This is a genomic window from uncultured Arcticibacterium sp. (assembly GCF_964021845.1).
GTDB lineage: Bacteria > Bacteroidota > Bacteroidia > Cytophagales > Spirosomataceae > Arcticibacterium.
In genome coordinates this window covers 367125-378700 of sequence record NZ_CAXHZC010000001.1, presented here as the reverse complement: position 1 = coordinate 378700, position 11576 = coordinate 367125, and the positions used below count along the sequence as shown (strand labels likewise).

Below are 11576 nucleotides of genomic sequence, written 5' to 3'. Positions count from 1 at the left end.
AAATTTATTTCAAACTCGATAAGTAGCTTACTAAGTTCACCAATTGATTTTCTTCAAAAGGATATTTAGGCATTAGAGAAACATCCAGCTGCTTTATCGACTTTATATCACCTAAGGCATATCTGGTAGTTTCAGACTGCCCTAATAGTTTAATATTCACATCATCCTCCGTTTTAGAGGTAATGATAGCTTGGAAAGAAGAGCCATCTTTCATTACTATCTCTTGTGTTTCATAGCCAAAACCCATTCCTTCTGAAGGATTAAGTATAGCGTTATAAAGTCCTTCTTTAGTTAGTTTAGCACCTATTTGTCCTAATCCAGGCCCAAAATCAACACCTTTACCGTTTACCAAATGGCATGAAACGCAGTATACATCAAAGACCTTTTTACCTTCTACTACTTTACCCGTTTTGGCTAATAAAGCCTTCACATCTATCTCCGCGGCATTATTATCACCAAAGAATTCACTGGCCTTCGCTCTTATGTCTTGATGCCAAGTTCTCATCATGTGCTCTTTTGCTATATCCATGACATCAGCTGGCACTTTACCTGCTTTAATTAATTCCCAAAGTCTAGACTCACTATCCCAACCGTTCATTGCCTTCATAGCCTCCTGCCTCAAACCTAAATCAAGACTTTCATCCTGAAAAATATCAATCAACAAGTCAGTCATTGATTCAGAATCTACTGCACCAAAACGCTCTGTGGCATTCTTAGCTTTTTCTAAATCAGTATCTAAACAAAGTTTCTTTACCTCTTCAATACCATAAAACTTATAGAAGGTATTAGCAGCATCTTGAATATTACTAAGCTCTGTATCTGTTCTTAGAATACTAACTAGACCTTTGCGTTGGTCTGTCAGCTCAAATTTATCTACAATGTCAAGAAAATCAGAATTACCCAGCTGCCCTACAAAATTAGAAACCTCTTCCTTTAATTTTGGATAAGCCGCTAAATCGTCAATATCTAATTGTCTAAAAATAACAGACTTCTCCATTACATCAGCGGTTTTAGCAAGCAAGTTTAAGAGTATGCTATTCTTATCACCTGCCTTTTGAAAATCCATGGCTCTATAATATTTCCATTTTGATTCAGTGGATTCTGAAGCTAAAATTTGTCCAAGCAGGTCTAAGGTTCTTGAGCTTCTGCTTCGCCAAACTATGTTCTTACTAGCTTTAGAATCTATCCATTCTGTACCTACTTGATCTAAATACTTTGAAAGGTAATCATCCCATTGGCCTTCCGCCGAAATCCCTAAGGCTTCTAAATACCATCTATCTTCACCATTATAAGATAAAGCTAATTTCACCCAAATATCAGCAGCTTTTATATCACGAATAGCAATAGCAACTTCTCTTTTAACTTGTGGGGAGGGGGAGGCATCCTCTGCTAGCTCTAAATAAAGTGCAGAAAAATCGGTACCTTTTAACTCTCTAGCTGCCCTTACAGCTGATATCCTTAAATTTGAATCCTCAGATTTAGCTGCATCCAATATGTATTCTTTACCATTAGGTAATTTACTTAACAGCCAAAAAGCCCTTGCCTTCATTCTGGAATCATTGCTAGCATAAAGAGCCTTTAAAGCGGCTTCGGCCTCTTGACCCATTTCGTTTAAATTAGTCCAAGCAATATATCGTGTGGCCACGTTTGGACTCTGCAAAGCTGCTATATTTCCATCTATAGATTCAAAATCTGGCTTAGTTGCTGTGTAATTATGCCCTTTAGGAGCCACTCTATAAATTCTTCCACGGTTTTGATCTCCTATGGCGTGCCCACCCACTCCAGGGTCATACCAATCAGCAATAAATAAGGAACCATCAGGAGCTACCGTCAAATCAGAAGGTCTAAACCATTTATCTCTATTAGAACCATCCAAAATACTTAACATGCTAGCGGAGTAGCCCGCACCATCATCTTTAACAGGATAAGCCCTTACCACATTTGGCCCTGCATCGGTATGAATCATTTGATTTTGATACTTCTCAGGAAGAAGTTTCCCTTCATACACTACCATTCCTGTAGGCGAACCAGCGTAAGTTTGTAATAAATTAGGAACCACACCAGGGTCATTTTGATGCCAATGCCTTAAAGGAATAGAATCTTCCATATTCACTCTTCGAGTTCTCCAGTCTGAGCCAGTATTTTCATCTTTGAAACCGTAGTTTCCATAATCCATCACATAATTAATTCTTACACCTCTATTTCCGTCATCATCATTATCAGACTGCCACATTAAGCCATAAGAATCTACTGCCACTTCATAGTTATTTCTAAAATTCCAAGCCAAAATTTCTACGTTGTCGCCATTTAAGTCAGACCTGTACACCATTCCTTCGCGGTATGGTTTACCGTCTGCTCTTATAACTCTTCCCTGTGTATCGTAAAGCGGTTTGCCTTTTTTGGTCAATAGCCCTTTACCAGCGTTTCCGTAATTGAAATAAAACTTACCGTCAGGTCCAAACGTAAAAGCATGCATGCCGTGGTCATGGTCTTCGCCACCAATACCCTCAAAAAGAACCTCCTTTTTGTCTGGAACGTCATCTCCATCTTCATCAGTAAAGACATATACATAGGGGCTTCTTGAAACTACTACTCTGTTTCCGAAAACACCAATTCCTAAAGCAGAGTTAATGTCATTCCCTTGATAAAATACAGTCGTTTTGTCTGCTTTGCCATCACCATCTGTATCTTCTAAAATTAAAATCCTGTCGCCTTTCTCCTCTACTCCGTTCTTAGGGTTCAGCTGACTTCTGTAATTATAGCCTTCGCAAATCCACACTCTACCTCTAGCATCAATATCCATATTAGTAGGGTTTCGCATCATAGGTTCTGACGCAAAAAGAGTCACCTCTAAATCTTTATCCCCTAAATCTATTCCTTCTAAAGCATATTCTGGACTTCTTCTTTGCTCTTCTGTTAAAGCGTCGTATTCTGCCTTTGACAATTCTTGATGGCCACTGTTACACGACATTAAAAAGGCTGCAACAAAGAGAAAAGTCAGTATTTTATACATTTTAATAAAAATTTTGAGGGTTAAGATATCTTATGCTATTACTTTCAATAATTCTTTTAGCGAACAAAAACCTAGTAAGGTTATACGAATCATAATATGCTGATTCTGGGTCAAAACTCCCGTAACGAACCATTCCGGATGAATGAATAAATTTTAGTTCTCCCAAATATATGGCAACATGCGTCACTTTGTTACCCTTATCTGTCTGTCTGCCAAAAAACAATAAGTCGCCTTCTTTCAACTTCTCAAACCCTGAAGAGGTATCAATAGCATCACCCACTAAAGCCTGCTGTGAAGCATCTCTTGGTAGGTATATTCCATTCATCATAAAGGAAGTTCGTGTAAATCCGCTACAATCTACACCTTTCATACTAGTGCCTCCCCATAAATATGGGATACCCAAAAACTCTTGACTTGATGCTATAATACCATTATGTTTTGCCTTATTGACAAAGTCCTCTACGGATTGTAAGTCAGCGTTTGATATGTAGGCTATTCTTTCATCTGGATATTGCACTTTGGTACTCTTAGAACCAGTTTCTAGTTTCCTTAAAATATTACCAAAAGTTAAATCAGATACTTTTAAGCCACTTAATAATGGGTTTTGATAACTAAAACCATAGGCTCCTTTATAAACGACTTTGTTAGCTTGTGAATCAAAACTATCATCAAAAGCAATGGCAGAATTTTCTATAAAGCCAATATAAGCATCTGGTGTTTGCACCCTAAACCAAGAACCTGACTTTTCTAATACTCTTAAGGGGGTTCCTAATAATGCTTGGGTAGAAAGTTCAGAAGACTCAGCAGCCTTTGACCTAATATTACCTACGGACACATTAATATAAGCCAGTGTGTCTGCTAAGTCTTGACTCGGTAAAAGCTGCATGGCTTCTACCAAGTCTAAACCTACTAGTAAGCTCTTTACTTTTTGATGTAATTGAACGTCATCAATTTGCCCCTTAAGGGTATCATTGACTAGTTCATATTTGAAAACGGAGGTTCTCCCATCAGGAGCGTATTCCATTTTTAGAGTTTCCAAAGAATTTAGTAACCCTTCATTTATTGACGAGTCTCTACATGAAACTGAAAAAAAACATAAAACTATTACTATTAAAACTATTCCTTGTCTTGAAGGTGATTCCATCCTTGAGCCGTAATCTGTACTTTCTCGCCTGAATTAGTCACTAAAATATTATTTTTATCTTCTGTAACGAAACCTATCGGCGTAATTTCCGGAATAGCCTTTACTTTTTCATAGTCTTCCTGAGAAATAGTCATAAGTAACTCATAATCTTCTCCACCATTCATCACCACCGTAATAGGATTTACTTTAAATTCATTTGCCGTGGTTAAGGTTTTATTTTCTATAGGCAAATTGTCTACAAAAACAGTCATTCCTACGCCAGACGCTTTACTTATGTGTAGGATTTCAGAGGCTAAACCGTCTGATATATCAATCATACTGGTAGGAACAATGCCCTTTTCTTTCAAATCATGAACGATGTCTGTCCTACCTTCTGGCTTCAATTGACGTCCTACTAAATACTCATGATCGTTAAGCTCTGGCTTCATTTCTGGATTATCTAGAAACACTTGCTTTTCTCTTTCTAGTACTTGCAAGCCCAAATAAGCCGCTCCTAAATCACCTGTAGCACAAAGCACATCATTTGCTTTAGCTCCATTTCTGTAACAAATGGCTTCCTTAGCAACCTCACCAATAGCGGTAATAGACAGTGCCAAACCCGCCCTAGTAGATGTGGTATCGCCTCCTACTAAGTCTACTTTATAGTTTTCACAAGCAGCATTTATACCTTCATATATCTCCTCTATGGCTTCTACTGAAAAACGGTTACTAAGCGATATACTTACCGTTACCTGTTTAGGAATACCATTCATAGCAGCTATGTCTGACATATTAACCGCAATAGCTTTATAACCCAAATGCTTTAAAGGAACATAAGAAAGGTCAAAATGTACCCCTTCTACAAGCATGTCTGTAGATACTAAAGTATAATGCGTACCTGAGTCTATCACGGCAGCATCATCTCCTATTCCAAAAACGGTAGATGGTTGGTAAATTTTAACGTTTGCCTTTAGCCTGTCTATCAAGCCAAACTCTCCTAATTCTCCTAATTCTGTTCTTTTCATCCTAGTATAGAATAAACAAAAAAAGGCAGGCATTAAGCCCACCTTTAAATATATGTAATGTTTCTTATTGCGGTATTAATGTATACTTGTTAGTAGTATTCCCTGTTTTAGGATAAGCTCCATTTAAAGTAATTTCTAATTCTGATGCATCATCAGGCAAACTATTAATAGTAAAAACTAAAGTACCTCCAGTTCCTGTAGGTTCAGGAGTCAAACCTGAAATAGTCAACTTAGTTTCTCCATCTACCGAATAAGTACCTGAATATGTTTGACCATCCACATCTGTAAGACTTGCTTGTGGCGGTGAAGATAAATTTAATCTGTATGAAGAATATGCCGGCTTAACATTGCCAGACCCACCTGCAGAATAAACAACCGCTGAGTTTTCAAGGACAAGTCTCGGTATCCAAACTTTGGCAACTCGCTCTGAAATTGGGTCTACTTTATCTCCGCAAGAGATAAGGAAGCTCACCATAATTACTGCTACTGCTAAAAGACCGCTCGTTTTTTTCATTCAATCGTTTATTTTCGATTATTAAATATATGCGAAATTATTTCTTAATAGTGCAAAGCACAATTTTTTTGCCAATTATTTCAAACTAAATAGTTTTAAAGTTGTTGACTTCTTTAAATACGACATTTTTTTTCAAATGGATGCTTCAAAGAAATACAAAAAAAGCCAGTTAGCTCTAAGGAATGGACAAGATAAAGAAGAAATTTGGGTGGCTCTTCACGGAATAATTTATGATGTATCTGATTCTAGATTATGGAAAAACGGCAAACATTACGAGCACTGGGCAGGTCAAGACCTTACAGATGAGCTTGCTGATGCCCCACATACCGAAAGTGTTTTTGAAAAGTTTAAACAGGTGGGAATTTTAGAGGATTGAGTAATTTTGTGCCATGAAAAAATACTTTGACACTTTTCTGCTTTTCGGAAGTTTAGGTCTTTTGGTTATTTGGGTTGACCAATTTATTTACAAAGGTGTAGACATGAAAGACTGCTACTTCTTTCTGATGTTTGCCATAGCTGGTTTTCTAACCTATTTATTTAGGAGAGGACAGAAAAAGATGGATGCCGATAAATCCAAAGAAGAAGCTCCGAAAAAAAGCATGGAAGCGAGACTAAAAGCGAACTACGGAAAAAAGAAGAAAAAGAGCTAATCCAATCAAAACAAAAGCATAACTATAGGAAGTATAAAAACACCATCTCCCACCCATCGGTAGCGGTCCTGCTGCAAGAAGAATGCTTGTTTGGCTGGCATAAAAGAGAGTATTTGGCTCATTATGGCCAATAGTAACCCAGCTTTGTGAATATAATCCCAGCCGTTAGAGAAAAAGAAAATGGCTAAAAATAAGACTATAAAACCCAAGATTCGGATAATTCTTACGGTAGTTTTTTGACCGAAAAAATCAACTGTATTATCTGATGCCTTCTTTGAAAAACTTTCAAAATAGGAGAAAACCAAAAGGTTTTGCGAAGCAATAATAAAGAACATAAACGCCAGAAACCAGCCGCTCAAGTTAATGGAAGAGTGCTGCACATAGGCTATGCCAATAACAGCTAAACAATAGCAAATAGCCGTAGTGGGTTCTTTGAGCCATTGCATTTTGGTATTTTTCAAAAACTTATTCAACACAAAAAAGTACATCACTAATCCCACACTCAAAACACAGCCATAGTAAAAAACTGTTCTTGGTATAAAAAAGCATAATACAGCTGCAATGATACTTAAAACTACTAAAAGTACAGAAAGGTTATATTGATGCTCTGCATGAAACTTATGCCGAGTGGAAGGATTTTCTGGATAAACTTTGATATCTAATAATCTATCAAGAATGTAAATTATCCAAGTAGTTAGTCCCAAAAGAATTAAAGAAGGAATATCAGGAGTTCCGCTCCCGTCAGGAAGTTGCCAAAACATGTAAGAGCTCAAAACAGCCCCTAAAACTACATTCAGGCTCAAAAGATTAAAGTACTCTAAGATTTTTTTCAAGATTTCACAAAGGTTTTAAATCCATTCCCACCTTTATTCTGCCTTCTTTGGCTATCAGGAAGTTTCTACCAAATAGCACTTTCTTACCTTCTCTTCTATACTGAGCCAATGTTTTTAGAGGTTCTTTATCTCTGGGCGAGCCATCAAGTTTATTGGTCACCATAATACACCTTGCACAGTTTTTCACACCACTAATCTCAGTATCGCCAATTTGAATTTGACCCAAGTCATCTTCCCCAAAAGCCTTTAGACCTTTAATAACAATGTTTGGTCTAAACCTTAACATTTCTACTGGTTCTGTAAGTTTAGAATTTAAGTCTGCTAAACTTTCCTCACTTGTCATGAGAATAGGATAACCATCAGCATTACTTACAATTTCTTGATTTTGAGCGTATCGCTCGTCAATCAGCCTTTTCGAACTCTCGGGCTGAAACATTAAACGGACTTTCTTCATTAGCTTTTCAGAAAACCAATGACTTACTTTTGATGACACCTGTATGGCATTAAACTCATCGTCCCAGACTTTTATAAGTTCATTATCTCCCTCCGATTCTTTGATAGAAAAAGTAATGCTTTCTCCGTTTCTATCATCAGTAATCCTTAAAGTTGAAGCAGCTAAAGAAACTTTAAAATGTACCATTTCAGGCATTTCCCGCTGGGTAACATGATAATTTTGCTCATCTACCAGCACCCACCTTCGGTCAAAGGCCAGCCCTCTACTGGTGACATCAGTTTCAGAAAGCTCTATTCCAGGAAGAGACTTTATGGGATATATATAAAGTGTAGAAATCTGCATGAAGCAAAGTTAAACTTCCTTTTACAGAAATTGGCTTTATTATTTGCCAAACTTTAATCCGAAGGTCATTACTTCCGTCATGTATTCGTTTTTACCTGCAAACTGATTGGCCACACCGGAAGAGACCGACATCAGTTCTAACTCTCTGTTTCGTACTCTGTTCTTAACATATTGACCAAAAAAAGTAATACCACCTAGCCCTACTTCACACACCAAACCATATCTAAATGGCGTAGCTTTTATACCGCCTACTACCACAGGAGCCGAAGGTACATTATCTTTAATTTTAGTGATAGAGTTCCCTACTACATTCACACCTATAGTAGGGCCAAAACCTAAAGAAACCACACGCTTATCAGAACGATTATTAAAAGACACTGTAGGAATAAGCTTAAAATTAAACCCTGCTTTCACTACATTATAAGGCACAGTGGTAAAGGACTTAGAATAAGAATCTTCGTCGGCATATCGCCATAAAATATAATCAGAATCCCCATCAAATGCTCCAGAAGCAAGTGTGTCTGGAGAAAAGGATACGGAGTTTTCCATTCCAGCAGGACTACTCGATTGTAATAAAACAGAACTAGCATCACTGTTTTTTTCTTTTCCAAACTTCTCAAAACTAAAGAAAGCCTCTAGTCCCCCTTTTAGTAATAAAGATGCCCTGTGATTTCCATAAAGTTCTAAGTGCCTATTGACACTGGCAGCTAAATAAGGCGATTGAAATACCTTTACGGTATAAGTATTCTCGGGATAAGATGTTTGAAAGTAAGAATCTAATTGATTTCCAGTGGTATTTCTTAAAAGATTAGCTACCAAATTAGCGTTTAAAATTTCATATCCTTCTGAATAATTAAAGCCCAAATAGTAATTCATATAATAGCCTGAAAGACGCTTACGCTCTTTTCTTAGGTACTTTTCACCCGAATTATCTTTAAGAAATGACTTTCTGGTTTGGCTGCTATTTAGCTTTGCCTGCATTTCTAGAAGCATCTTATTGAAGTCGTAATTCTTTAAATCTTCATAGGCACTAGGGTCTTTGGCTATAAAGAGAAGTTCTGAACTATTCCCTATCAATACCTGCAAGGTGTCTGACTGTGCCATCACCACATCTGAAAAGAGAAGCAGCATAACAATAAATATCTTTTTCATGCTTAAAGTTTAGACTTCTCGTTGGTTTTGGTTGACTCTAAAAATTTAACCCAAAGCTCTCCTATTTTATTCTTCTTTTCAGGCTCCCAGTCTCCAGTTCGGTTATACTCTCCTACCCTTTGGATAAAACGTACCACTTTTACATTTGACCTTACCCCTTCTTTATCTTCTTCAGGAATAATCAATGTGATTTTTTTCCCTTCTAATGCTTCTTTCTTTTCTAAAATATCAACATTTCCCGCTAACATTAGGTTAGCTGCTGCTACAGGTTTTAAATCAATATCATTAAATGAAACTTCTGTTTCTATACGAGATATTTCTATTGGAGACAACGCATTTAAATTCCTTGAAACATCTTTCACTTGAATTTCATTTATACTTTCATTCAAAGCTGAACCTTGCGTTTTAAAACTGCTCACTATTTGTGGTTTAACACTAACTATCTTCGTTTTAGGTGCTATTTCTATATTTGAAGCTAACACCTGATTAGAAGCAACTGCTTGATTAATAGTCACTACCTTATTTGAAGCTACCGCCTTTTCCCCCTCACTTTGAACCATTGGTGTTACAGCATCAGACACAGCCGTTTCTTCAGGCGTAATTTTCCAAAAAACAAAAAGAGAAACCAAAGCAACACAAGCCGCCAAAGCGAAAGGCCAAACCCTTTTCTTAGATTCTTTTTGCTCTATTCTAGCCCAAACATCTTGTTTGTTCCATACGGGCTGAGACGCCCCAGAAAGAAGCACATCTCTTATTTCTTCAATATCTGAATCTAGTTTCCTTTCCATAGATATTTGTAATTTTATTTCTTAACATTTTTTTGGCGTGGCTTAATTGTGATTTGGAAGTACCTTCCGAAATCCCCAAATCCTTGGCAATTTCTTTGTGAGAGTATCCCTCCATTACATACATATTAAACACAGTCCTATAACCCGGTGGTAATTTCTCCACCAACACTAAAATATCATCATGAGCTAATTGTTTTAATACATCTGGCTCCAATGCTAGATTTTCAGCCACACTTTGTGGCAGCATTTGAAAGGAATTGTTTCTTCTAATTTCTGATAAACATTCGTTTACCACTATTCTTTTCATCCACGCTTCAAAACTTCTTGCGTTCTCAAAATTGCCCTTACTCGCCGATTTAAATATAGACATAAAAGCATTTACCACCATATCCTCAGCGGCCATGGCGTTGCCCATATACCGTTTCGCAAGCGAAAACAGTACATCACTATATTTCTCGAAGACTTCTTTTTGAGCTTTTGGATTATTACTCTTTAGAAGTTCAATTGTTTTGAGCAAAATCAATATTCGATTCTATTTGACTATATAATGCCTAAAAGTAAAAAAAGGTTGTATCCACCAAAATAGAATTACATAAAAATATACTTCGTTTTTTAACTTTCCTTGGCTAATTTCGCAGCTGCAAATAGAAGCGAGAAGCTGTCAAATAAAACGAATTAAGCCAAAAGGATGAGAGAAATTCAATTCAGAGATGCTATAAAAGAGGCCATGTCAGAAGAAATGCGTAGAGATGAAGACGTTTTTCTTCTTGGTGAGGAAGTAGCTGAATATAATGGTGCCTATAAAGCTAGCCAAGGAATGCTAGACGAATTTGGCCCTGATAGAGTATTAGACACCCCTATAGCCGAATTAGGTTTTTCTGGTATAGCTGTAGGTGCAGGTATTAACGGACTAAGACCAATAGTGGAGTTTATGACTTTTAACTTCTCTCTGGTTGCTATTGACCAAATTATTAATGCTGCCGCAAAAATCATGTCGATGTCTGGCGGTCAATATTCTTGTCCTATAGTTTTTAGAGGACCAACAGGAAGTGCAGGTCAATTGGGTGCTCAGCACTCTTCTAACTTTGAAAACTGGTATGCAAATACGCCAGGTCTTAAAGTAGTTATACCTTCAAACCCTTACGATGCCAAAGGCCTTTTAAAGTCTGCCATCAGAGATAACGACCCCGTTATTTTTATGGAGTCTGAGCAAATGTATGGTGATAAAGGTGAGGTACCTGAAGGTGAATATTTAATCCCAATTGGTAAGGCGAATATTATACAAAAAGGTGATGATGTAACTATCATCTCTTTTGGAAAAATGATTCCTCATGTAGTTTTACCTGCTGTAGAAGCTTTAAAGGAAGAAGGTATTAACGCCGAGGTCATAGATTTAAGAACGGTAAGGCCTATAGATTATGCTACGATAGTAGAATCTGTTAAGAAAACAAATAGATGCGTGGTAGTAGAAGAAGGACCTCCATTGGCGGCCATTTCTTCTGAAATTTCTTACCACTTACAGCGTAATGCATTTGATTATTTAGATGCACCAGTAATTAGAGTGAATAGCATGGATATTCCTTTAAATTATGCTCCTACGCTTATAGAAGCTACTCTTCCAAATAAAGCAAGAGTACTAGCTGCAGTTAAAGAAGTTATGTACAAAGCCTAAATATTAAAGT

12 protein-coding genes are annotated in these 11576 nt (G+C 37.1%); 3 read left to right on the top strand and 9 right to left on the bottom strand.

Going from position 1 to position 11576, the window contains the following annotated elements; translation table 11 throughout:
* Positions 1-4 precede the first annotated feature (4 nt).
* The 4 genes from AADJ06_RS01500 to AADJ06_RS01485 form a co-directional block, all read right to left on the bottom strand.
* Positions 5-3013, bottom strand: coding sequence for a PVC-type heme-binding CxxCH protein (locus AADJ06_RS01500; RefSeq protein WP_341224621.1), 3009 nt, complete (start codon positions 3011-3013; stop codon positions 5-7).
* Position 3014: 1 nt separating this feature from the next.
* Positions 3015-4037, bottom strand: a complete 1023-nt coding sequence (locus AADJ06_RS01495) for a C40 family peptidase (RefSeq protein WP_341224620.1) — start codon at positions 4035-4037, stop codon at positions 3015-3017.
* 92 nt (positions 4038-4129) lie between these two features.
* Entirely contained in the window at positions 4130-5161 is a 1032-nt protein-coding gene (gene thiL / locus AADJ06_RS01490; RefSeq protein ID WP_341224619.1) for a thiamine-phosphate kinase, read from the bottom strand.
* A 64-nt stretch (positions 5162-5225) separates the two neighbouring features.
* Positions 5226-5675, bottom strand: a complete 450-nt coding sequence (locus tag AADJ06_RS01485) for a hypothetical protein (protein ID WP_341224618.1) — start codon at positions 5673-5675, stop codon at positions 5226-5228.
* Between the two features lie 136 nt (positions 5676-5811).
* Between AADJ06_RS01485 and AADJ06_RS01480 the strand changes: the two genes are divergently transcribed.
* Positions 5812-6051, top strand: a complete 240-nt coding sequence (locus AADJ06_RS01480; protein ID WP_341224617.1) for a cytochrome b5 domain-containing protein — start codon at positions 5812-5814, stop codon at positions 6049-6051.
* A 13-nt stretch (positions 6052-6064) separates the two neighbouring features.
* Positions 6065-6325: a hypothetical protein gene (locus AADJ06_RS01475; protein WP_341224616.1), complete on the top strand. Its 261-nt coding sequence runs from the start codon at positions 6065-6067 to the stop codon at positions 6323-6325.
* 5 nt (positions 6326-6330) lie between these two features.
* On the opposite strand, the gene AADJ06_RS01470 is transcribed toward AADJ06_RS01475, so the two are convergent.
* From AADJ06_RS01470 to AADJ06_RS01450, 5 genes are read right to left on the bottom strand one after another with little or no spacing between them, the layout of a single operon-like run.
* The gene (locus AADJ06_RS01470) at positions 6331-7158 is read right to left on the bottom strand and encodes a hypothetical protein (RefSeq protein WP_341224615.1); all 828 of its coding nucleotides are present in this window, start codon (positions 7156-7158) and stop codon (positions 6331-6333) included.
* A 4-nt stretch (positions 7159-7162) separates the two neighbouring features.
* Positions 7163-7954 carry an MOSC N-terminal beta barrel domain-containing protein gene (locus AADJ06_RS01465; RefSeq protein ID WP_341224614.1) on the bottom strand — a complete coding sequence of 264 codons (792 nt, stop codon included), beginning with the start codon at positions 7952-7954 and terminating at the stop codon, positions 7163-7165.
* A gap of 39 nt (positions 7955-7993) precedes the next feature.
* A complete protein-coding gene (locus AADJ06_RS01460) occupies positions 7994-9106 on the bottom strand; it encodes a hypothetical protein (RefSeq protein ID WP_341224613.1) in 1113 nt (370 codons plus the stop codon).
* A 2-nt stretch (positions 9107-9108) separates the two neighbouring features.
* Complete coding sequence (locus tag AADJ06_RS01455; RefSeq protein WP_341224612.1) at positions 9109-9894, bottom strand: hypothetical protein; 786 nt, start codon at positions 9892-9894, stop codon at positions 9109-9111.
* The gene (locus AADJ06_RS01450) at positions 9866-10411 is read right to left on the bottom strand and encodes a sigma-70 family RNA polymerase sigma factor (RefSeq protein ID WP_341224611.1); all 546 of its coding nucleotides are present in this window, start codon (positions 10409-10411) and stop codon (positions 9866-9868) included. Before AADJ06_RS01450 ends, AADJ06_RS01455 begins: the two co-directional genes overlap by 29 nt.
* Positions 10412-10582: 171 nt before the next feature.
* Here AADJ06_RS01450 and AADJ06_RS01445 point away from each other — a divergent pair, with 171 nt between their 5' ends.
* Entirely contained in the window at positions 10583-11566 is a 984-nt protein-coding gene (locus AADJ06_RS01445; RefSeq protein ID WP_341224610.1) for a pyruvate dehydrogenase complex E1 component subunit beta, read from the top strand.
* The last annotated feature ends 10 nt before the right edge of the window (positions 11567-11576 follow it).

Coding starts and splice junctions, on each gene's coding strand:
- AADJ06_RS01500 (WP_341224621.1), bottom strand. CDS start 3,013: ATGTATAAAATACTGACTTTTCTCTTTGTTGCAGCCTTTTTAATGTCG.
- AADJ06_RS01495 (WP_341224620.1), bottom strand. CDS start 4,037: ATGGAATACGCTCCTGATGGGAGAACCTCCGTTTTCAAATATGAACTA.
- thiL (WP_341224619.1), bottom strand. CDS start 5,161: ATGAAAAGAACAGAATTAGGAGAATTAGGAGAGTTTGGCTTGATAGAC.
- AADJ06_RS01485 (WP_341224618.1), bottom strand. CDS start 5,675: ATGAAAAAAACGAGCGGTCTTTTAGCAGTAGCAGTAATTATGGTGAGC.
- AADJ06_RS01480 (WP_341224617.1), top strand. CDS start 5,812: ATGGATGCTTCAAAGAAATACAAAAAAAGCCAGTTAGCTCTAAGGAAT.
- AADJ06_RS01475 (WP_341224616.1), top strand. CDS start 6,065: ATGAAAAAATACTTTGACACTTTTCTGCTTTTCGGAAGTTTAGGTCTT.
- AADJ06_RS01465 (WP_341224614.1), bottom strand. CDS start 7,954: ATGCAGATTTCTACACTTTATATATATCCCATAAAGTCTCTTCCTGGA.
- AADJ06_RS01460 (WP_341224613.1), bottom strand. CDS start 9,106: ATGAAAAAGATATTTATTGTTATGCTGCTTCTCTTTTCAGATGTGGTG.
- AADJ06_RS01455 (WP_341224612.1), bottom strand. CDS start 9,894: ATGGAAAGGAAACTAGATTCAGATATTGAAGAAATAAGAGATGTGCTT.
- AADJ06_RS01445 (WP_341224610.1), top strand. CDS start 10,583: ATGAGAGAAATTCAATTCAGAGATGCTATAAAAGAGGCCATGTCAGAA.